Raw genomic sequence first — 22861 nt, 5'->3', positions numbered from 1 at the left:
CTCCTAATCTGACAAAGCTAATCAATAGAACCGCCCTAAAAATAAAAGCGCATTCAACTAAAAGATGAATGCGCAAATATTTGTGTTACGATGTTCAAAGTGTAAAATACACTTCAAACTTATTAGCCCTTGATGGCAGCTACACCAGGAAGTGTTTTCCCTTCAATTGCCTCAAGCATAGCTCCACCACCAGTAGATACATAAGAAACCTTATCGGCTAATCCAAACTTATTTACAGCAGCTACTGAGTCGCCACCACCTACTAATGAGAAAGCCCCATTGTCTTGGGTTGCTTGTGCTACATACTTAGCTATTTCTCCTGTACCGTGTGCAAAGTTCTCTAATTCAAATACACCTACAGGACCATTCCAAAGGATTGTCTTTGAATTTAAGATGATATCTTTCCATATCTTCAAGCTCTCTTCCGATGCGTCCATACCTTCCCATTCGTCTGGAATCTCATTGATAGGGAACACTTTTCGCTCAGTATCGTTAGAAAAGTCTTTACCGCACACTGTTGCAACCGACAAAGAAAGATTAACACCCTTCTCTTTGGCAGCTTTCATCACATTCAATGCTTCTGGCATCAAGTCGTCTTCGTGTAACGATTTACCAATCTTTCCGCCTTGTGCCTTAATGAACGTGTAGCCCATTCCACCACCGATAATCAAGTTGTCTACCTTGTCAAGCAAGTTCTTTATCACACCTAACTTAGAACTTACCTTGCTACCACCAATAATAGCGGTGAAAGGATGTTGTGCATTCTTCAACACACTGTCAATTGCTGACACTTCTTTCTCCATCAAGTAGCCTAACATTTTGCTGTCTTTATCAAAATAATCGGCTATTACAGCAGTAGAGGCGTGTTTGCGATGAGCTGTTCCAAAGGCATCATTTACATAAACATCGGCATACGAAGCCAATTTTTTAGCAAAGTCAGCCTGACGAGTCTTCATCTCACTTTTCGCAACATCATATTCTGGTGTGCCTTTTTCAACACCTACAGGCTTGCCTTCTTCTTCAGCATAAAAGCGCAGATTCTCTAATAGTAGTGCTTCTCCCATTTGTAAGCTGGCTGCTTCTTTTTCAGCATTTGCACAGTCTTTGGCAAACTTCACATCAACACCTAATGCTTTTGACACATTTTTCACAATTTGTTCGAGCGACAATTCTGGCTTTACTTTTCCTTTTGGTTTGCCCATGTGGCTCATCATAATCACAGCACCACCATCCTTCAATATCTTTTTAAGGGTTGGCAGTGCACCGCGAATACGAGTATCGTCGGTCACTTCTCCTTTGTCATTCAAAGGAACATTAAAGTCTACGCGTACAATGGCTTTCTTGCCAGCGAAATTAAATTGATCAATTGTCATTTTTTAATATTCTTTTTATGAGTAATTATTTATCTGTTCTTGATGACAAAGTTACAAAAAAATGATGTGAATGCTGACATTATTTCTAAGTTTTTCTGTAGAATTATTCTTCTGGCAACTGTCTTTTTATTGAAGTAAGAGGATTTATGTCGAAAAACATTCTTTTTTCTTTTGTTTCTACAACAATGCTAACGCTATGAAACTTCCTGCTGCTACTTGGGTAAGGCAGAAGTTGTTTTTGTCCTATTATTTTACCAAAAAACGATCATCTAAAATCTTCAAAATAGAAAATTTTAATAGGCAAACGCACAACAAAAATGCACTGATTTTCACAAAATAGACGTCTTTTCAAGTCAGAATATTGATTTAACGCTCTTGGAAACACGCTTTAAGGGTGTTATTCACATGCCTCAGCAGCCTTAAAGCATGCAAATTGGAGGCTTATCTCAATGCTTCAGTCGCCAAAATGTGGTAAAAATAAGCAAGTAATGAGACGTTGTAAACATAACTTGTTTAATAACAATCGATTATAAACCTCGCTCATTTTTGGCGTATTTGCGACCAACTTTGAAGTTGGTGATTTACACGCGAGTTATGAGAGGCACTTTGTAAAGAAAATTCTGAATTAATTATCCTCCAAAACAGAGTATCATCCATACAACAAACGCTGTTTTTGAAGTATCTTTCGGGGTTGAAATTTCCTTCTTCAATGAAAGCGCAATGTGCTTCTGACAACAAAGATGATAAGCCGACTCTTCAATTACATGCCATTGCATCTTACTGCGCGAATGCCAATTTGTGTACGTTGACCTTGCATGTATTGGTACAGCGTTTTAGGTTCTTCTACCACTTTTCCACGAATGGACGAGGCGTTGAGCAGGTGCAAACCATCACTCTGCCACACAGCAATGCCCACATGACTGGTGTCTAAGCCTTTTTTACGGGTGAGCATGGCTATGATGTCGCCATCGTGAATCGCAGAGCGAAGGAGCGGCGTGTTGAGAATGCTGTCTTTGGGTATGTAAAGATAAGATTTTCCAGATACTTGTTTTTCCATCTCTCGAATGGCTTTCTTTACCTCTGGTCGGTGGTGCATCATGGGGTATAAATGTGTATTTGATGTCATGAAATGCAGATTGACAAACTGTTTGGCGGTAAATGGCGGTTGGTTGACCGCTACCGGTCGTACATAACCCATGCGAACGTTGTCTACTATCCATTCTGTAAAGTAGTGTAGGCGTTTGCCATAAGACACTTCACCGTTGTGGTAACGAATCAGTCGCAGATAGGTACAAAAATTAGCAAAACGTGTTTGCTTGTTTTTATGGCACAGGTAGAGTGCCAATACGTTTTCAACGTAAGTGGTACAATCCAGTTCTCGGGTGTTGATAATCAGTTTTTCGGTGCTGTTTACCTCCAAAGTTTTTGCCACATAGGGAATGCCTTTCAGTAGTCGGGCAAAATATAACACCATGTTTTGGTTCTCTTTTTGTTGGGCACCTTGTTTCAACCATTGCTCAATTTTTATACTGTCATTAGGCTGATACTGAATATCTTGAGCCTTAATGGTTATACTAAAACTGAGAAGTAAAATATAAATGAATTGTCGTTTCATGTTATTGTTTTTTATATCGTCCAAAGTTAAATCCTACATAGATATTGAGATTACCAAACAGTGTGTTGCTGGTTAGCTGCTGCCTATTGAAGCGATAATAGTGAATAATAGCACTCGTGCCTGCATACCATTTCGTATTGTTCCACACCAATCCGAATCTTCCTAATGCATCGACATTTAATTTGCCCACATGGTAAGCAGCAGACCATTTATTGTCGTGCTGAATATCGCCATCGCTCTGTTTATATCCTAACGCTGCCGAGAGTGACGAGGCGAGTAGCCAATTATGAGCAAACACCCAATTGTAACCATATCCAGCCGAAACAGAAAAGTCTGTATAACGATAGTCGCCAAATGCAACGTGTGGCTCATTCGTTGCAAGATGGTTCGAAGGAAACTGTATCTTTTCTTTTACCATTCGGTTGAGTTCGCCAATGTCAATGCTTGTTTGGTGTCGGGTGTAGCCAATGCCAGCCAAAAACGAGCCTGCACTCCTGCGCTGCACCGTAGATTGACTGAACGCAGCAGGGTAGGAGAACCGCTTATTATTAAAGATGTAATACAAGTTGAAGCCCTTGATGCTCGATTGAAATCCGTTGAAAGGCAAATCTTCTAACGCTTTTGTGTCGGTGTGATGATTGATGAATAGGTTGCGGATGTAGTAATGGTTTCCCATTTTCCGATAAAACAAGTCGATACCTATTCGCGAGGAGTACAGACTCAAGTCAATTTCGGTGCGGTCTTTATTCTCGTTAAAGTTTCTCAAATCCACGGTATAGCCCAAGAATATCCATTGATAGCCCACAAAGGGTCCTACCTTCACACTGGGCGATGGCGCCAAAGTAATGGTTTGTCCTTCGTTGTTCTCCAGTCGGTATTTCTCATAAGTATTGGTGTTTTGCAACATCATCGTGAATTTATAGTGTTGGGGTTCCACATAATTCGTATCCACAGCGGTAAAACTCTCTATGATTTTACCAGCTTGGTGTTTTATCTGCTGCCAAAAACCTTTGCGTTCAGGAATGGTATCTGCATTCAGCGATACCGATTGCATTATCAACAGCACTATCAATGAGACTTTGACAACCTTCATTCTTTATCGGATTTCTATACTTATAATTTGCCTAAGATGCGATCCATCACCCAGTTAACAGGCGTTGCACTCACACAAGTGCAGGTGCAGGCGCCAATGCCTTGTAAATCTTCTATCACAGATTTAATGATGGGCAGTTGGACATACGATGGATTGGGAACCGTGATATTGACATTGCCTTCGGAGGTAATCAGTTGGATAGGGTCATAATTGTACACCGAGAAAGATAGCGAACCCTTTACTCCAATTACATCTATCCTATCTTCTTTGGCACTTTGATGTCCCACAAAGCACCAAGAGCCACTGCCAGGGAGTCCGTTTTCAAAGCAAAAACAGGCACTAATCGTATCTTCTGCATCATATAAGTGGGCACGATTGGCGACATATCCATGCGCACGAGTAATCACACCAAAATATTCTTGTAGTAGATCGAGCTGATGAGGTGCCAAATCATAGAAGTAACCTCCACCAGCAATGTCTGGTTGAAGACGCCAAGGGCGGTGCTGTCCGTCGTAGAGGTCCAAGTCACGAGGTGGAACCGAGAATCGAACTTGCACGTTGGTGATAGTACCAATGGTGCCATTCTTTATAATATCCTTTACTTTTTGAAAGTAAGGTAAGTATCGACGGTAGTAAGCAACGAAACAAGGAATGCCCGTTTGTTCACTCACTCGGTTGATTCGTGCGCAGTCTTCGTAGCTGGCAGCCAATGGTTTCTCTACGTAAACGGGCTTGCCTGCTTTCATTGCCATAATGGCATAGGTGGCGTGACTGGAAGGGGGAGTCGCAATATAGATGGCATTGATCTGCGGGTCGTTGATGAGTTGAAGTGCATCTGTATACCATTTTTTAATATGATGACGTTCGGCATAATCCCTTGCCTTCTCCGCATTACGACTGTAAACCGCTTCCACGTGCGACCCTTCTACGGCATTAAATGCCGGTCCCGACTTGAGTTCGGTGACTTCTCCACATCCGATAAATCCCCAACTGATATGTATCATAAGTTAGCTGACGATAAAATTGATGACAAATAAAATACCTAAAACCACTAACGTCACGTTCAAATCACGCCAGCGACCAACGCACATCTTTAGAATAACATAACTGAGCATGCCCAAACATATACCATCGGCTATAGAATAGCATAACACCATGGTAATCATGGTAATAAAAGCAGGGAAGGCTTCACTCACATCATTGAGGTCTAACTTCTTTACTGAGTCTAACATGAGCACACCTACGAGCACCAATGCGCCACTGGTGGCAGCGCCGGGTATGAGAAGAAAGATAGGAGAGAGAAACAATGATAGTAGAAAGAGAAGACCAACAAATGCCGATGTAACTCCACTTCGACCACCTTCGGCAATGCCTGAAGCACTCTCTATATACGTTGTAATGGTGGAAGAACCCAACATTGCGCCACATGTTGTGCCAATGGCGTCGCTCATCATTGCCTCTTTCACCCGAGGAATAGTTCCGTCAGCCTGCACAATGCCCGTTTTTTCTGAAAGTCCGACAAGCGTTCCTATCGTATCAAATATGTTGACGATGAGCAAAGAGAAGACAACCAACAGTGTCTTGATGTTGAGCAGGTCGGTAAAATCGAATTGACAAAGGGTGGGGCGAATGTCTTGTGGAGCCGAAATTGGTAGCCAACCTTCGGGCAGTATGGTGACACCTAAGGGGATGCCGATAAGTGTGGCAGCAATAATGCCGTAAAAGAGTGAACCTTTCACATTGCGTGCCATTAGGATTCCGCTTAATAGAATGGCAATGATGCTTAAGATGGATTCGTGTGTAAACGCTCCTAAGCCCACAAAAGTACCTTCTTTTGCCACGATGATGCCTGCATTTTTCAGTCCTATAAAGGCGATGAACATGCCGATACCTGCTGAAATAGCGTAACGAAGATTCTTCGGAATACTGTCTAAGATGAGTTCTCGAACGTTGAAGAAGGTAATGAGGATGAAAACAACACCTTCTATTAGCATAATAGCCAATGACTGTTGCCAGGTATATCCCATGGCTTGACAAAGCGTGTAGGCGAAAAAAGCGTTGAGACCCATACTGGGAGCTTGCGCAAATGGCAACTTTGCCATGAAAGCCAATAGCAACGTAGAGATGGCTGCAGCCAAAGCGGTGGCAGTGAACAATGCTCCTTTGTCCATGCCCGTACTTGAGAGGATGCTTGGATTGACGGCTAAGATATAACTCATGGTCAAGAATGTGGTAGCTCCTGCTATGAGTTCGGTTCTCATCTTCATGGTCTTTGGATCGAATCCCAAAAATTTAGTAATCAATTCCATACTGATAATAGCTTATTAAATAATTATTTTTCATTGATTGATTCGTTGAGCCAATGATTGATTAGCTTGCGTGCAATGGATAATTTCTCGGGTATTTGCGGAAGATTCTCTTTGGTGAACCAGCCGCCTTTGCTTAGTTCTGTGGTTTGCAGACTCAATTCACCACTTGCATAGTCAGCTGTAAAGCCAACCATCAGACCAGATGGGAAAGGCCAGGGCTGCGAGCTAAAGTATTTGAGGTGATGAATAGTGAGACCTGTCTCTTCTAAGACTTCACGATGAACGGCTTCCTCTAACGTTTCGCCTGTTTCCACAAATCCAGCTACCAATCCGTAGAAGTCGGTTTTGAAGTTCTTTGCATGCACCAAAAGCACCTCATCACCTTTCTTAATCAATACAATCACGGCAGTTGCCAGTTGTGGCCAAACCTCTTTTCCACACTGTGTACAACGCTTGGAAATGTGAGTGTGCATCTGCATGGGGGCTCCACATACTCCGCAATATTTGGTGTTGTAGTCCCAATACAACAGCTCTTGGCATTTACCTGCCATTAAATAAAGGTCATGAGGAAGTTTATAAAAAGAAGCTCGAAGCCCACACATCTCGTATTTTGGGTTGTTAGTGATGGGAGCATCTATGCGTAGCGCCTTGACAGGTGTGCCATCTGTCAAGGTTTTAATATCCATGATGTGCGTCCATGGCTTACAAGCCACAGGGCAAGTCTCTTCCAATGGAATGGTGTACTGTCCGTTTGGTAGTTTCTCAAGCAGTACATCGGTTTTACAAAATATAAAGTAATAAGCGTTCATTTTTCATTATCTTCGTCTCTCTTTGACTGTCCAAAGATGAGAGTCTTGTCGCGCTGAATGGCAGGTTGTGTCCATTTTTCAGGAATAAACTTCCAGTTATTGTTGGCTTGTGGGTCCATTTCGCCACTTTCTTCTATCCATTTCATGAGATAGTAACGCTGGTCGTGTTGGGTTTCAACAAGAATACGTTTTGGAATTTCGGCAAGTGGAATTCCTGCTCCACGTGTTAGAAGCTCTCCACCTCCGTTGCCACGATAACTGTTCATCGCCACTTTGTACGTTTTATGTAGGTCGAAAGGCTCACCATTACTCATTTTTAAGATGTTGACTTTGTTGCCATTGGGCTTCGTTACATCAACTTCGTAATCAATTCCAGCTGCACTGTCAAAATTAAATGCGAGGTTCTTAAACCCATAGCGTTGTTGATCGGCTTTGGCTCTATTATCTATGAGCATGATATGGTCTTCGGATGACGTCATCGTATTGACCCACAAATCATAACTCATCTCTAAATAATTCTTGATTTCTTGCCCTGTCATTTTGAGTACATAGATTTGATTCTCGTATTTGTACAGATTGAATAAATCACTGACGTAAACGGGTCCCGCTTTTATCTGTGCATCAAAGGCAAGGGGAGCATTGAATGAAAGGTCGGCACCTGTCACCCTGAGCTGCAAATTGTGAATGAGATCGGTGAATGGAGCACTACCGAAGTAACTGTCTCGACTATAAATAGTGCGCTTAAATGCCCCTATTTGTCGAGTAACAAAGGCTTTTACCGAGTCAATCTCACTTTGGAAGTGTTCTATATAAGCCTGGTTAATGGGCTGTTCACGAATGTCTACGAGCTTCCCTGATACTTGTTTGTTCAGTACTCGTTTGTGATGCGTGGCTGAGGGAGCGGAGTTGTTGAGCGTTATCTCAATTTCTGCATCCGCAACCATCCGCGCATTGTTGGCAGGATTGAGACAGACGACCTTTTTCCCTTCCACATTTTCAATAACGCTGCTATGTGCCGTGTGGTCATGTCCAAAGAGAATGAGGTCAAACCCTGCTACTTCTTTGGCAATGCGCAATGACGCATTCTCTTCATAAGTATCGGTGATGATGCCTCCCTCTTTTCCCGAATGGAACAAACCGATGATAATATCGGGTTTTTCGTTCTTCTTTAATTCTGCTATCCAATAACGAGCGGACTCTACCATTGAATCAAATCGCAGATTACTCCATAATTTTTCATTCAACCAGTTGGGTATTGCAGGCGTGAGAAGACCAAGAATAGCCACCTTTACTCCTTCTCTTTCTACGATGGTGTATGGATGCAGATAAGGTTTCCCCGTACGTGTATCAATGACATTAGCTCCGAGTATGGGGCATTTCACTTCACTTATCCATTTGTCGTACACGTTATGACCGGTCTCAATATCATGGTTACCAACTGTTTGTGCATCGTATTTCATGTAGTTAATCACCGATGCTGCGACATTTGGTAAAGCAGATTTCACATAATTATAATAGTAGCATGTGGGTTGTCCTTGAAGGATATCACCATTATCGAGCAGGAGTAGATTTTTTCCATAATGAGTTCTGAGCGAGTCGACGTATGAGATGACACGCGCCATGCTACCACTCTTCGGTTTTCGATTGATGAAATCGTAGGGAAAGAAACAGCCATGCACGTCACTGGTTTGAATAACACGCAGGTGAATTGTTTTATGATTTGCCATGCTCATCGTACTCATACAGAGGGCGATGATGCACCCCGTAATGATTTTCTTCATGATTATTGATTTATCTTGCAAAGTTAGCAAAAAATTAAGGAACAAAAAAAGATAGCGAAGCTTTTGTCTATAACCCAGCTAACTTATGAGATAGTATCGCTTGCAAGCATTCCCACTTGACTTGTCTCTCTGTAGAAAATCTACGAGGAGAGATAGTTGCTTGAACAATGGCATAAAAAATGCTCTCACGAGGAGAGCATTTTTAATTGATTTACGCATCTAAGTGAAGGCTTTTCTTGATGGCTTTCACTTTTTGGTCGGCTTCAGCGTCACATCGATTGTAATCGGCGGCACTCTTCATTGTGCCTTTCACTTCGAGATAGAATTTAATCTTTGGCTCTGTACCCGACGGTCTAACGCTTACCTTGGTATCATCATCGCAGAACCACTGGAGCACATTGCTGGTATCTGGCATGTCCAATTTAGTAATGTGATTATTAATATCTCTTGCTTCCAAAGTCTGATAGTCTTTCCACAGAACTACTTTCGAGCCACCCAATTCTTTAGGTGGATTACTTCTGAATTGTTCCATCATGGCTTTGATTTCATCTGCACCCGTCTTTCCGGGACGCACCACGTTGATAGTTGTCTCCTTAGAATAGCCATATTCCAAATAGATATCCATCAAGAGATCATAAAGTGTCTTGCCTTGGTCTTTGGCATAGGCACAGATTTCAGCCAATAAGCACATTGCACTTACAGCATCTTTATCGCGTACAAAGTCGGCAGCCATGAATCCATAGCTTTCTTCACCGCCACCAATATATTTCTTTTTGCCTTCTGCGATGCGAATTTCACGAGCAATCCACTTAAACCCAGTATAGCAATCACACATTTCTATATGATTTTTTTCTGCTACCTTCTTTATCACTTCTGTGGTGACAATCGTTTTAACAATGAAGTCGGTCGGTTTGAGCAGACCCATATTCTTGCGATTGGTAATGATATAATACAAGAAGATGAGGCAGGTTTGATTACCGTTAATGAGTATCCACTCGCCTTTGTCGTTCTTGCATGCCATTCCAACACGGTCAGCATCAGGGTCGCTTGCCATTACAATGTCTGCATCCAACGCTTTTGCGTCACGCAAAGCCAAGGTCAAAGCCTCTCCATTTTCGGGGTTGGGCGATACCACTGTAGGGAAATTGCCGTCTTTTACCATTTGTTCTTTCACGCAATGTACATTGTCAAATCCCCAATACTTCAGCGAACGAGGAATCATCGTCATACCAGTACCGTGCAAAGGAGTGTAGACAATCTTTAAGTCGTGTTGGCGTTTGATGACTTCAGGGTCAATACTTACGGTTTTTACAGCATCCAAATAGGCTTGATCTATATCTTCACCAATGATTTGGATAAGTGCTTTATTTCCTTGAAACTTAACGTCTTCAACGCTGACCTTATTCACTTCTTCGATAATTCCCATATCGTGAGGAGCCAATACCTGTGCACCGTCTTCCCAATAGGCTTTATAGCCGTTGTATTCTTTAGGGTTGTGACTGGCTGTGATGTTAACACCGCCTTGGCAACCCAAGTGGCGAATGGCGAAAGAACACTCGGGAGTAGGACGCATTTCATCGAACAGATAAGCCTTGATGCCGTTGGCAGAGAAGATATTTGCAACAGTTTCTGCAAATTTCCTACTGTTGTTGCGGCAATCATGACATACCACCACAGCGATATCTGCACGGTCTTTGAAGTTTTTCTTTAGATAATTTGCAAATCCTTGTGTCGCCATACCTACAGTGTAGATATTCATACGGTTGCTACCTGCGCCCATAATGCCACGCAATCCACCAGTTCCAAACTCTAAATCTTTATAGAAAGATTCTATCAACTCTGTTTTATCCTCCGCTTCCAATTGAGCTTTCACTTCGCGTTGAGTTTCTTCGTCAAAGGCAGGAGATAACCATTGTTTTGCTTTTGCTTCACATTGAGCAATTAGTTCTGTGTTGTTTGCCATATTATTTTTCTTTTTAATTGTTACTTTTAAGAGCAAAGATAATAATTAAAAACGAGAAATTTAGAACCTTAGGGATATTTTTTGTACTTTTGCAACATTATGGCAATATCGAAAGTATCATTCAACTTTATTTGCTTAAATAGATATAACTCATGTTTTACAAAGGAATTATTATTGCGATCTCTACATTTTTAATTATAGGTATTTTTCATCCAATCGTCATCAAGACAGAATATCGATGGGGAACACGTCCATGGTGGATATTTTTATTGTTAGGTATCGCCTTCATCGTAGGATCGCTTTTTATAGAAGAAGTGTTGTGGTCGTCCTTGTTGGGCGTATTAGGAGCATCTTCATTGTGGAGCATTGGTGAACTCTTTGAGCAAAAGAAGAGAGTAGAGAAGGGATGGTTTCCGATGAATCCAAAGCGTAAAAACGAATATCAACCTATTCAATCGACGAAAGAGTAACGACTGCAAGGTCTCTTAATAGTTGTAATCAAGCGCTTTCGGTGCTTGATGTTGCACCAGCAGAACTAATCTTGAGAGGATATGAAAGTAGAATTGTTGCTGATTGGTAAAACCGTTAATCGACATTTTGTGGCTGGCATAGAAGACTATGTGAGTAGGATTAACCATTACATGCCATTGACAGTGACGGTGATTCCTGAACTGAAAAATAACAAAAAGATGACTGAGAGCCAGCAAAAAACGCTCGAAGGACAGTTGATTCTGAAAAAGATAATGCCTTCAGATACTGTTGTCCTGCTTGATGAACATGGGAAAGAATTGAGAAGTGTTGAACTGGCAGCATGGTTGGAGAAGAAGCAGAGCACCACTCGTAAAATAGTTTTTGTCATCGGAGGACCGTATGGATTTGCGCCAGAGGTATATGAGCGAGCTGATGAGCAATTGTCGTTGTCGCGTTTGACATTCTCACATCAAATGGTAAGACTTATTTTCACGGAACAACTTTATAGGGCTTGTACTATTATAAAAGGTGAACCTTATCATCACGAATAGTAGACAAGCGCCAAGAGAAATCTCAAAAAGTCATGAACCCCAGCGCATTTAGACGGTTATAAAGACCGTTTTCATTGCGAAGAAGTTTGTTCTTCAATAAGAAACTAAACGAAGACAAACATGTTCTGATACATCCCAAGCCACTTATACTGTGCTCATTTTTTACAACCTGCTATACGTCAATGGGCTTCTGCATCAATGCCAAGATTGCTATCCACAGACATCACCTATCCCAATTCAGACAATTCGAGCCAGCGCATACTCTTATCATCGAGTTCTTTCTTTAGCTTGGGCAGCAAAATACTCTTGTCTGTAAGCTCTTCAATGGATAAACTGCCGCTGCATAATTCGGCTTCCAAGTTGCTTATTTCTGTCTCTAATTTTGCAATTTCGCTTTCCAAAGTTTCAAATTCACGCTTCTCTTTGTAAGACATCTTCTTTTTCTCATCACTCCGATAGCTCTTGACAGGTGTCTTCTCTCTTTTCTCTTCCTTGCTTGTGTCAGCGGGTTGTAAGCTGTCCCACTCTCTAAACTGGGTGTAATTTCCCGGAAAATCTTGTATCTCTCCTTCTCCTTTGAATACTAATATGTGGTCTACCACTTTGTCCATGAAATACCTGTCGTGGCTAATGATAATAACACAACCCAGAAAGTCCTGAAGATATTCTTCCAAAATTTGCAAAGTTGGTATGTCCAAGTCATTTGTTGGCTCGTCGAGTATCAAGAAGTTGGGGTTTTGCATCAATACCGTACACAAGTACAATTTCCTCAATTCGCCTCCACTCAGTTTGTAAACATAGCTGTGTTGCTGCTCTGGAGTGAAGAGGAAATATTGAAGAAATTGCGTTGCACTCATCGTTTTTCCGCCTCCAAGACGAATGTGGTCAGCAATATCTGTCACCACATCAATGACTTTTTGCTGTTGATCAAAAGCCAAACCCTCTTGTGAAAAATAACCAAAGCGGACAGTTTCTCCGATGTCGAATTTACCAGAGTCGGGTTCTACAAGCCCCATAAGCATCTTAATGAAGGTCGTTTTGCCTGTTCCATTGTTGCCAATGATGCCGAGTTTTTCGAATCTTGAGAAGTTATAATAAAAATCTTTCAAGATAATCTTGTTGTCGTAGGCCTTCGACACATATTGACACTCAAAGATTTTAGAACCGATATAGACATTACTTGCTTTGAGTCTTAGCTGTCTTTCTTCCACTTTTTGCTTGGCTTTCCGTTCTAATTCATAGAAAGCCTCTTCCCTGTATTTGGCTTTATGTCCTCTGGCTTGTGGCATGCGGCGCATCCATTCTAACTCTGTGCGATATAGATTGTTGGCTCGCATCACTTCACTGCGCATCTGGTCCATGCGCTCTTGCCTTTTCTCCAAATAATAACTGTAGTTGCCTCGATAGGTATATATCTGCTGTTGGTCTAACTCCAAAATGCAATTACATACCCTATCCAAGAAGAATCGGTCGTGAGTAACCATGAGCAACGTTTTGTTTCCACGCGATAAATAGCCTTCTAACCATTCTACCATCTGTAAATCTAAATGATTGGTAGGCTCATCCAAGATGAAAAAGTCGGGTTCGGTTATCAAAACATTTGCCAATGCCACACGTTTTTGTTGTCCTCCGCTGAGCTGTCCCATGGGTTGCTCCAAATCATCTATTCTGAGTTGCGTCAAAATTTGTTTGGCTTTTAACACCTTCTCGGGTACTCCCTCATGATTGAAACAGGCATCAAGGACAGATTCTGTGGGGTCAAAAACAGATTTTTGCTGAAGGAATCCTATCTTCAAATCATTCTTGAAGATAATGCTTCCTTCGTCTTTCCCTTCCTTTCCTGTAATAACGGAGAGCAAAGTAGACTTTCCGGTACCATTTTTTGCTATTAAACCAATGCGTTGCCCTTCGGCTACCGAGAAAGAAATTCGATGGAACAGCAGCGAATCTCCAAACGATTTGGTCAGGTTCTGCACGTCCAAATATGGTATTTGTGTCGCCATTCCTATCTTAAAGATTGATTGATTTCATCGATATAATCGAGCAATTCTTGGCGTCCTGTCTTCTTTTCAGAACTCGTAATAAAGTAACGAGGCAGCTCTTCCCATACGTCTTTGAGTTGGCTCATCCATTTGTCGACGTTCATTTTTGCTTTCACAGTGCCTAATTTGTCTGCTTTCGTGAAAACAATCGTAAATGGAATTTCATTTAAGCCAAGCCAGTCAATGAACTCACGGTCAATCTTTTGCTGTTCGTGTCTGACATCTATGAGTACAAAAACATTCACCAATTGTTCTCTATGTAATAGATAAGTGGTGATGAGTTTTTGTATTTCTTCTTGCACTTTCTTTGAGCGTTTGGCATAACCGTAGCCAGGCAAATCTACCAAATACCAATCGTTGTTGATCAGAAAATGATTGATGAGTAGCGTCTTTCCCGGAGTGGATGATGTTTTTGCAAGTCCTTGATGATTGCATAACATGTTGATTAAACTTGATTTACCCACGTTTGACCGACCGATGAATGCGTATTCTATTCGTTGGTCGGTGGGACATTTCCCGAGATTTGGTGAAGACAAGACAAATTTTGCTTGAGTGATATCCATAAAATGAAGTATATTTGTTGCAAATTAAATAATGTATATTCTAATAAGAAAATCTATTCAGTTTTCTATTACAGATTTTCGTGCACTTTCTTACGTCACGATGAATGAGTTTTATTTTCTCTACAAAAATACAAAAATATACTGATTATTGTGCTTCATTTGATGACTTCCTTCTTGCTTCAATGAGGTGGTTTTATTAACCCATTATAATAAGGGGCTTATCTACATGACTTAATGCCCTTATCTACATGACTTAACGCCCTTAAGTCATTGAGTTAATTTTACCGTTGTAACATGTTTGTAATCAAGTATTTGCGAATATCAAAAAGTACAAAATTTCATTTTCTGTATCACCTTTTTGGAAAGAAAGCAACACACAAATATGTAGGGTTCAAAAAAATATAGTACTTTTGCGTTTATGAATAAATTTTGGTGCTTTTTACTCTTTTCGCTTATCTGCATCTCATTGGCAGCTCAAGACAGTTTGCATGTTGTTCGTGTTAATGCTCAACGCAGTTTCTCACAAGAAATTCCAGCTGGGAATTACAGTGGTATTACCTATTTAGGCAACGACTTGTATGCCGTGGTAAGCGACAAGTCGCCAAATGACGGCTTTTTCATTTTTAAGATTAGTCTTGACTCCATTACAGGAGAGGTGCTGCGAGTAGAAAATCTCGGCTTTCGAGGGGATAGGGAGCAAGCAGGAGACTTAGAGGCGATTGCGTATGTACCGACGACGAAAAAGCTTTATATTTCGAGAGAAACCGACAACACCATTCGGGAATATACCTTGGACGGAAAACTGAGTGATAGAAAAATTTTGGTTCCGCCAATTTATCAACGCGCCAGAGGGAACTATGGGCTTGAATCTTTGAACTTTAATCCCAAGACACAGATGTTTTGGACTTGTAATGAAGGTACGCTAAAGGGGGATGGAGAGCAGGCTACGTCTACCAATCAAGTGAAAAATCGACTGCGCTTACAATCTTTCTCTGCCGATTTTACGCCTTTGCATCAGTACGCTTATCAGATGGAGACACCCGAGGCAGACAAGCGTGCCTATCTCTATGGAATGGGAGTGGTAGAGGTAACAGGTCTTGATGATGGCAGTGTGCTGGTCATGGAACGCGAGTTTTACACACCAACTAAAAAGGTGGGGGCATTCGTCAATAATAAATTATTTCGAGTAATGCCACAGGCAGCATTTGCCATTGATAACAATGACTCGCTAACGGCAGATAGTCCTTATTTACAGAAGCAATTGGTAGCCAGCTGGCGTACCACCTTAAAGTTGTTTCATCATAAAATTGCCAATTTTGAAGGTATGTGTTTGGGTCCTCAATTAGCTGACGGCTCACAGGTCTTAGTATTTGTTTCTGATTCTCAAAACCAAGCTGGCGGTGTCATGAAAGATTGGTTCAAGACATTGGTATTCAAGATGTCAAGTGAGAAGTAGGTAAGAAATATTTGTTTGGAAAACGATTCTGCTTGGGTATAAAACAAAAATCACAATCCTATCTGTAAAGAAAAGACTGTGATTTCGTCATCTTAGAGGTACCTGGCAGAGTCGAACTGCCCTACACGGTTTTGCAGACCGTTACCTAACCGATCGGCCAAGGTACCATTGTTAGATTTTTGCGAGTGCAAAGATAAGATAATTTATTGTTACTGCCAAACATTTATGTCACTTTTTCTGAAAGCATTGAGTTTTTTTGTGTTTGGTAGCTTGTTTCTTTAGAATCTGGTCATGGAGTTCACAGCCCTTGCATCCATAACATCTGTCATTGCTGTAGCGCAGTGCGATATAGATGCGACGACAGGCATAACCCAATGCCAAAAGTATGATGATGAATATGACGATGTACTGTAGAACGTCCATGATTTTGCGTTTTTTCTTGAAGAAGAATTCTTACCATATACTGATAATGCGAGTACATACACCAGCTATGGTAAGAATTTCTATGAATAGGGTAGTGGAATTGTGCTACCTATGACCGTTAGTAAGCAAAGAGTGGGAAACTCTTCATGGTCTCATTGACCTTATTTCTTACTTTTTCAATCACTGCTTGATCTTCAGGAGCATTCAACACCTCCTCAATAAGTTCAGCAACAAGTAGCATGATGTCCTCTTTGGCGCCACGTGTGGTCATTGCAGCAGTTCCTAAACGGATACCGCTGGTTTGGAATGCGGAGCGTGTGTCAAATGGAACCATGTTCTTATTCACTGTAATATCGGCAGAAACGAGGGCATTTTCAGCCACTTTTCCTGTAAGGTCTGGGTATTTCTGACGTAAGTCAACCAACATAGAGTGATTATCTGTACCACCGCTGACAATGGTAAATCCACGCTCTATCAAAGCAGAAGCCAAGACACTGGCATTCTTTTTAACTTGTTGTGCGTATTCTTTCCATTCTGGTTTCAAGTTCTCACCAAAGCCAACTGCCTTAGCTGCAATGACATGTTCAAGCGGTCCGCCTTGTATTCCTGGGAACACAGCGCTGTTGAGCAGTTGAGACATCATCTTGAGTTGACCCTTCTTGGTGGTCTTGCCCCATGGATTTTCAAAGTCTTTTCCCATTAAAATAATACCTCCACGTGGTCCACGAAGGGTCTTGTGGGTGGTACTGGTGACGATATGCGCATATTTTACGGGATTATCCAACAAACCAGCAGCTATCAATCCAGCTGGGTGAGCCATGTCGACCATAAAGATGGCACCTACTTCGTCAGCGATTTGGCGCATACGCTTGTAGTCCCATTCGCGACTGTAAGCAGAACCTCCACCGACAATTAGTTTGGGTTTGTGCTCACGTGCCAATTGCTCCATCTCATCATAATCTACTCGTCCAGTTTCTTTAGAAAGATTGTAACCAATGGGGTGATATAATATACCTGAGGTGTTCACACTACTTCCGTGTGACAGGTGCCCACCGTGATCCAAATTTAATCCCATGAAGGTATCACCGGGATTTAATACAGCCAGGAAAACAGCGGCATTTGCCTGTGCTCCAGAGTGAGGTTGTACGTTTGCAAACTCTGCTCCAAAAAGTTTCTTTACCCGATCTATGGCAATGTTTTCAACTTCGTCGACTACCTGACAGCCACCATAATAGCGCTTAGCAGGTAATCCTTCAGCATACTTGTTGGTCAGATAAGACCCCATAGCTTGCATTACTTCGTCACTTACAAAATTCTCTGAAGCAATAAGCTCCATTCCTTTGAGCTGACGCTGATGTTCTTTCTCAATGAGATCAAAGATTTTCACATCTTTTTCCATGTGTTTTTTAGTTTTAAGGGTTGATATTAAATAAAATTAGAATTTAGATAGTTTGAATCTTATTGTATGTTTATCTCTTTTGTAGAGGGTGTGATGAAGAGCGTTATTGTGTATCTTCTAACACAGTTCTACTTTGTTGATATCTTGTTCTTTATCGCAGTAATGGCATTTTAGTAGTCCGTTTTCCTTGTCTACAAAATGAAACACCGTTTCCATTGGCTCGTTGTTAGTGATACATTTGGGGTTGTTACATTTTACGATGCCACGCAGTTCATCGGGTGTTTCTACCGTTTTCTTTTCTACTACCTCGTAATCTTTAATGATATTGAGCACTATTTTGGGAGCAACGACCGACAGTCTGCTGATTTCTTCGTCAGAGAAAAATTTATTGGAAACCTTGATAATTCCTTTTTTACCCACTTTTTTAGATACGAAATTGTTTCCAATCGTAACGGGAGTGTTAAGAGATTGGAGCTCTAACAAGTTCATAACTTGGTATGTTTTATCTGCTGGAATATGGTCAATCACCGTTCCATTTTCGATGGCAGCTACCAAACGTTCTTTTTTGTTCATTTTCTCACGATTTATAAATTCATCGATATTACTCGATAATGGTTTTATCTTTTTTGATATTTTCAAGGGTAATGCCTAAACAATAACAGAAGATAGCCTCACGCGCAAAGAGCCCATTTTTTGCTTGTTGGATGTAATAAGCGTGCGGATTATCGTCCACGTCGTACGCAATCTCATTGACACGAGGTAATGGATGCAAGATTCGCATGTTCTCTTTAACGTTGCAAAGCATGTCATTGCGCAAAATATAAACATTCTTTACACGCTCATATTCCATTAGGTCAGAAAAACGTTCCTTCTGCACACGAGTCATGTAGAGGATATCTGCATCGGCTAAGACTTTTTCATTGAATACAGTGTGTTCTTGGAATTTAATTCCATGTTCCTTGCAATATATCTTATACTCCATTGGCATCGACAATTCCTTGGGCGCAATGAAATGAAAAGTAGGATTGAAGTGGCGCATCGCCATGATAAGTGAATGTACTGTGCGCCCATATTTCAAATCTCCCACCAAATAAATATTTAGGTTTTCGAGCGTTCCCTGTGTCTTATAAATGGAATACACGTCAAGTAAGCATTGAGAAGGGTGCATGTGAGCGCCATCGCCTGCATTGATAATGGGAACAGGGGCTATCTCGCTGGCATATTGTGCTGCACCTTCTATGTAATGACGCATGGCAATAATATCAGCATAATTGGATACCATTAGGATGGTGTCTTTGAGAGTTTCGCCTTTTGCCACGCTCGAAGCTTTGGCATCTGAAAAACCTATGACTCTTGCACCTAATCGATTGGCAGCCGTTTCAAAGCTAAGACGCGTTCGAGTAGACGGCTCATAGAACAGCGTTGCAACGACTTTTCCCTTAAGAAGTTCACGATTTGGATGTTTCTCAAATTCCTCTGCCATAGAGAGAAGATACATCAAATCGTCTTTACTAAGATTGGCTATTGTTATAAAATGATTTTTTTGCATTTTTTATCCTACTTAATGTTCTCATTAGAATTGCCTGCTAAGGTAGTTATTAATTTTTATTTTTACGAGTTTATTCAAAGAAAAATTGTATTTTTGCATCAAATAATAAAGAAACTTTTGCAGAGTCGAAAAGACAAAGTTGAAATGAAGCATACCGAAAATGAAGTAAGAATGTTTCATGATACAAGTAAATATAATGATGAAACTTAGGTGCTTTGTCCGCACTCTCTACTGACGAACACCACGGAAAAACTCATTTATATTATTTGCAAAATACGAATACGTTCACGATAAGTTATGAGAAAGGTTTTCATTCATGTGCTTTGGAAGATATTGATTATTGTATCAATCCTGTTAGTTTTATCATTTACTGCCATTTGGAAAGGATGGATAGGATATATGCCCGATGTAGAAGATTTACAAAACCCTATTAGTAGGTTCGCTACTCAAGTATATTCTGCAGACGGAAAAGTGCTTGGAACATGGAATTTCAATAAGGAAAATCGAATCGTCATACCCTATTCTAAAATATCTCCACACTTGGTACATGCTTTAGTAGCCACAGAAGATGAGCGTTTCTATGAACATTCAGGGATTGACTTCATTGCTTTGGGGCGCGCTATCATTAAGAGAGGTATTCTGAGACAAGAAAATGCTGGGGGTGGCTCTACCATTACACAGCAATTGGCAAAGCAGTTATATTCCGAAACCGCCCACAGTACGCTGGAAAGAGTCTTGCAAAAGCCCATAGAGTGGGTGATTGCGGTGAAGTTAGAGCGAAATTATACCAAGGAAGAAATCATCGCCTTGTATCTTAATTATTTTGACTTTCTACACAATGCCGTGGGCATCAAAACTGCATCCAACACCTATTTTAATAAAGAACCCAAAGATTTGACCATTAATGAGGCGGCAACTTTGATAGGTTTATGCAAGAATCCTTCGCTCTTTAATCCTGTGAGATATCCTCAACGATGCACGGAACGGCGGAATGTCGTGTTGAGTCAGATGCAAAAAGCGGGCTATTTGTCAAAAGCAGAATATCATCAGCATGCCGATGAAAAATTGGTATTAGACTTTCATCGCATCGATCACAAGGACGGATCTGCCACATATTTCAGAGAATTTCTGCGTCAATACATGATGGCAACACATCCTCAACGCTCCGATTATCCTTCATGGAATCAAAATCAGTATGTCTTCGATTCCATTGCATGGGTGTCCGACCCGCTGTATGGATGGTGTAATAAAAACTTTAAGAAAGACGGTAAACCATATAATGTCTATACAGACGGCTTAAAAGTCTTTACAACGATTGACTCAAGAATGCAACGTTATGCAGAAGATGCTGTATATAATCATGTTGTGAAGTTCTTACAACCTGCCTTTACAAAAGAAAATTCTAAAAAAGCGAATGCGCCTTTTACCAGTGTACTGACGCAAAAAGAGATAAGAGCGATACTTAATAGATCAATGAGAGGTAGTGAGCGATACCGTGTCATGAAAGCTTCAGGAGCTACGGATGCAGAGATTCAAAAAGCATTTAGAACGCCTGTAGACATGAGTATCTTTACATTTCATGGGGATGTAGATACAACGATGACACCTATGGATTCCATTCGATACTACAAATCGTTCTTGCGAGCTGGGTTCATGAGTATGGAACCGCAAACGGGGCATGTCAAAGCGTATGTCGGTGGACTTGACTATAACCATTTTATGTATGACATGGTGATGAGTGGACGACGCCAAGTAGGCTCTACCATTAAGCCTTTCTTGTATTCATTAGCCATGGAAAACGGTTTTTCTCCATGTGACCAAGCCCCAAATGTACAGCGAACATACATTGTAGCTGGTAAACCTTGGACACCAAGGAATGCAAGTCGACGACGCTATGGACAGATGGTTACATTGAAATGGGGATTGGCTAACTCGAATAACTGGATTTCTGCCTATTTGATGAGCAGATTAAATCCACAGCAATTTGTTGGCATGTTGAACGATTTTGGAATCAAAAATCCTGATATCCATCCATCTATGGCGCTTTGTTTAGGACCATGTGAGGTCTCTGTTGCCGAGATGGTGAGTGCCTATTCAGCGTTTGCAAACCATGGTATCCGTACTGCACCCATGTTCGTCTCAAAGATAGAAGACAATGAAGGGAATGTCATTGCAACTTTTCAACCACGCATGAATGAGGTCATTAGTGAGGAAAGTGCCAATAAGATGCTTGTTCTTTTACAGGCTGTTGTTGAAGGTGGTACGGCTGGACGTTTGCGATTCAAATACCACATTGATGGTGAAATAGGAGCGAAGACAGGTACTACCAATCGAAATTCAGATGCTTGGTTCATGGGTTTCACGCCTCAGTTAGTGAGTGGATGTTGGGTAGGAGGTGAAGACCGTGATATCCACTTTGATTCTATGCGCATGGGACAAGGTGCCACCATGGCATTGCCTATTTGGGCGTATTACATGAAACGCATTTATCGTGACAAGTCGCTTGGTTATCGGGCAGATGCGTCCTTCGGTCTACCTGAAGGATACAATCCATGTCATCAAGACGATGCGAATATGGATGAATTTGGTATAGACGAAGTCTTTGAGTAGAACATCTCATTCACTTTTTGTGTTGACCTAATGAGGTCTGAATTTCTGTCATGAACGGCAGTTATAGATAACCAATCTTTCCCAAATAACCTCCGAGTGGTAGTCACTTATCAGCGTAAAAGGTACAAAAAAAGTCAATATGAAAACTTCCATATTGACTTTTTTTGTATCAGAATAAAAGAATTTTGTCTTATGCTTCAGCAGGAGTTTCTTCTGTTTCTGTAGCTGGTGCTTCTTCAGAAGTTTCGTGAGTTCCTTCTTCAGCAGCTTTAGCAGCTTCTTCTTCAGCCTTTGCAGCAGCCTTTTTCTCTGCGACCTTCTTTGCTATTTCAGCATTAATCTTTTTCTCTTCTTCAAGTTCTTTTGCAATTGCATCCTTCTTAGCTTGAGCCTCATTGGCAGCGCAGGCTTGTAAGCCTTTCACTTTTTCTTGTTTCCAAGCATCGAATTTGCTTTGCATTGCAGCTTCATCAAAAGCTCCCTTCTTTACACCTCCACGCAAGTGTTTCATTAAATAAACGCCTTCACGTTTCAAGATGTTACGAACAGTGTCGGTTGGTTGTGCACCAACTTCTAACCAATAGAGCGCTCTGTCGAAATTCAAATCTACAGCTGCTGGATTCGTATTAGGATTATACGTTCCAATCTTTTCAGTAAATTTACCATCACGTGGTGCTCTTGCGTCAGCGATAATGATGCTATAAAAAGCATAACCCTTACGACCGCGGCGTTGCAATCTGATTTTTGTTGCCATTTTTTGTTTTATTTAAATAGGTTTGAATTAATACTCCCAACTCGTGGAAGTGCTTGCAAAGGTACGATAAAAAGCTAAGTCGTCGAAATTGCACGATTAA

19 protein-coding genes and 1 tRNA gene are annotated in these 22861 nt (G+C 41.1%); 4 read left to right on the top strand and 16 right to left on the bottom strand.

Annotated features, from left to right (window positions below; all coding sequences use genetic code 11):
- Positions 1-122: 122 nt before the first annotated feature.
- From HMPREF9304_RS05425 to HMPREF9304_RS05390, 8 genes are all read right to left on the bottom strand, one after another.
- Positions 123-1373 carry a phosphoglycerate kinase gene (locus tag HMPREF9304_RS05425; protein ID WP_036927179.1) on the bottom strand — a complete coding sequence of 417 codons (1251 nt, stop codon included), beginning with the start codon at positions 1371-1373 and terminating at the stop codon, positions 123-125.
- 760 nt (positions 1374-2133) lie between these two features.
- Positions 2134-2988 (bottom strand): N-acetylmuramoyl-L-alanine amidase-like domain-containing protein, encoded by an 855-nt coding sequence (locus HMPREF9304_RS05420; protein WP_036927178.1) that lies wholly within the window; start codon positions 2986-2988, stop codon positions 2134-2136.
- A 1-nt stretch (position 2989) separates the two neighbouring features.
- Entirely contained in the window at positions 2990-4081 is a 1092-nt protein-coding gene (locus HMPREF9304_RS05415) for a DUF4421 domain-containing protein (protein WP_036927176.1), read from the bottom strand.
- A 20-nt stretch (positions 4082-4101) separates the two neighbouring features.
- On the bottom strand, positions 4102-5085 hold the full coding sequence (locus HMPREF9304_RS05410) for a Gfo/Idh/MocA family protein (RefSeq protein WP_036927174.1): 984 nt from the start codon (positions 5083-5085) through the stop codon (positions 4102-4104).
- A 3-nt stretch (positions 5086-5088) separates the two neighbouring features.
- The gene (locus tag HMPREF9304_RS05405) at positions 5089-6390 is read right to left on the bottom strand and encodes an NCS2 family permease (RefSeq protein WP_036927171.1); all 1302 of its coding nucleotides are present in this window, start codon (positions 6388-6390) and stop codon (positions 5089-5091) included.
- A 23-nt stretch (positions 6391-6413) separates the two neighbouring features.
- Positions 6414-7199 (bottom strand): NAD(+) diphosphatase, encoded by a 786-nt coding sequence (gene nudC / locus HMPREF9304_RS05400; protein ID WP_036927169.1) that lies wholly within the window; start codon positions 7197-7199, stop codon positions 6414-6416.
- Complete coding sequence (locus tag HMPREF9304_RS05395) at positions 7196-8980, bottom strand: bifunctional metallophosphatase/5'-nucleotidase (protein ID WP_036927166.1); 1785 nt, start codon at positions 8978-8980, stop codon at positions 7196-7198. Before HMPREF9304_RS05395 ends, nudC begins: the two co-directional genes overlap by 4 nt.
- Before the next feature lie 211 nt (positions 8981-9191).
- On the bottom strand, positions 9192-10943 hold the full coding sequence (locus HMPREF9304_RS05390; protein WP_036927164.1) for a phospho-sugar mutase: 1752 nt from the start codon (positions 10941-10943) through the stop codon (positions 9192-9194).
- A 152-nt stretch (positions 10944-11095) separates the two neighbouring features.
- Between HMPREF9304_RS05390 and HMPREF9304_RS05385 the strand changes: the two genes are divergently transcribed.
- Together HMPREF9304_RS05385 and rlmH are read left to right on the top strand one after the other, a co-directional pair.
- Positions 11096-11413 carry a DUF4491 family protein gene (locus tag HMPREF9304_RS05385; RefSeq protein WP_036927161.1) on the top strand — a complete coding sequence of 106 codons (318 nt, stop codon included), beginning with the start codon at positions 11096-11098 and terminating at the stop codon, positions 11411-11413.
- An 81-nt stretch (positions 11414-11494) separates the two neighbouring features.
- Positions 11495-11965 carry a 23S rRNA (pseudouridine(1915)-N(3))-methyltransferase RlmH gene (gene rlmH / locus HMPREF9304_RS05380; protein ID WP_036927158.1) on the top strand — a complete coding sequence of 157 codons (471 nt, stop codon included), beginning with the start codon at positions 11495-11497 and terminating at the stop codon, positions 11963-11965.
- A 227-nt stretch (positions 11966-12192) separates the two neighbouring features.
- On the opposite strand, the gene HMPREF9304_RS05375 is transcribed toward rlmH, so the two are convergent.
- The gene (locus HMPREF9304_RS05375) at positions 12193-13968 is read right to left on the bottom strand and encodes an ABC-F family ATP-binding cassette domain-containing protein (protein WP_036927156.1); all 1776 of its coding nucleotides are present in this window, start codon (positions 13966-13968) and stop codon (positions 12193-12195) included.
- 2 nt (positions 13969-13970) lie between these two features.
- Positions 13971-14570, bottom strand: coding sequence for a ribosome biogenesis GTP-binding protein YihA/YsxC (gene yihA, locus HMPREF9304_RS05370; protein ID WP_036927155.1), 600 nt, complete (start codon positions 14568-14570; stop codon positions 13971-13973).
- 418 nt (positions 14571-14988) lie between these two features.
- On the opposite strand from yihA, the gene HMPREF9304_RS05365 reads away from it, so the two are divergent.
- Entirely contained in the window at positions 14989-16026 is a 1038-nt protein-coding gene (locus HMPREF9304_RS05365; RefSeq protein ID WP_036927152.1) for an esterase-like activity of phytase family protein, read from the top strand.
- A gap of 96 nt (positions 16027-16122) precedes the next feature.
- Here HMPREF9304_RS05365 and HMPREF9304_RS14360 read toward each other — a convergent pair.
- From HMPREF9304_RS14360 to pyrB, 5 genes are all read right to left on the bottom strand, one after another.
- Positions 16123-16193: transfer RNA gene (locus HMPREF9304_RS14360), tRNA-Cys, on the bottom strand.
- A gap of 61 nt (positions 16194-16254) precedes the next feature.
- Entirely contained in the window at positions 16255-16449 is a 195-nt protein-coding gene (locus tag HMPREF9304_RS05360; protein WP_036927150.1) for a hypothetical protein, read from the bottom strand.
- A gap of 118 nt (positions 16450-16567) precedes the next feature.
- Positions 16568-17848 (bottom strand): serine hydroxymethyltransferase, encoded by a 1281-nt coding sequence (gene glyA / locus HMPREF9304_RS05355; RefSeq protein WP_036927148.1) that lies wholly within the window; start codon positions 17846-17848, stop codon positions 16568-16570.
- A 117-nt stretch (positions 17849-17965) separates the two neighbouring features.
- Positions 17966-18421, bottom strand: a complete 456-nt coding sequence (gene pyrI, locus HMPREF9304_RS05350; RefSeq protein ID WP_025071685.1) for an aspartate carbamoyltransferase regulatory subunit — start codon at positions 18419-18421, stop codon at positions 17966-17968.
- Positions 18422-18449: 28 nt separating this feature from the next.
- A complete protein-coding gene (pyrB, locus tag HMPREF9304_RS05345) occupies positions 18450-19397 on the bottom strand; it encodes an aspartate carbamoyltransferase (RefSeq protein ID WP_036927145.1) in 948 nt (315 codons plus the stop codon).
- Between the two features lie 297 nt (positions 19398-19694).
- Between pyrB and HMPREF9304_RS05335 the strand changes: the two genes are divergently transcribed.
- The gene (locus HMPREF9304_RS05335; protein WP_036927140.1) at positions 19695-22007 is read left to right on the top strand and encodes a transglycosylase domain-containing protein; all 2313 of its coding nucleotides are present in this window, start codon (positions 19695-19697) and stop codon (positions 22005-22007) included.
- 190 nt (positions 22008-22197) lie between these two features.
- Here the strand turns inward: HMPREF9304_RS05335 and HMPREF9304_RS05330 are convergent, their stop codons facing one another.
- Complete coding sequence (locus HMPREF9304_RS05330; RefSeq protein WP_036927139.1) at positions 22198-22761, bottom strand: 30S ribosomal protein S16; 564 nt, start codon at positions 22759-22761, stop codon at positions 22198-22200.
- Positions 22762-22861 lie beyond the last annotated feature (100 nt).

The sequence above is a fragment of the Hoylesella timonensis S9-PR14 genome, from assembly GCF_000762405.1.
GTDB lineage: Bacteria > Bacteroidota > Bacteroidia > Bacteroidales > Bacteroidaceae > Prevotella > Prevotella timonensis_A.
Note: the sequence above shows the minus strand (reverse complement) of the source record. Positions and strands in the feature narration are given on the sequence as shown.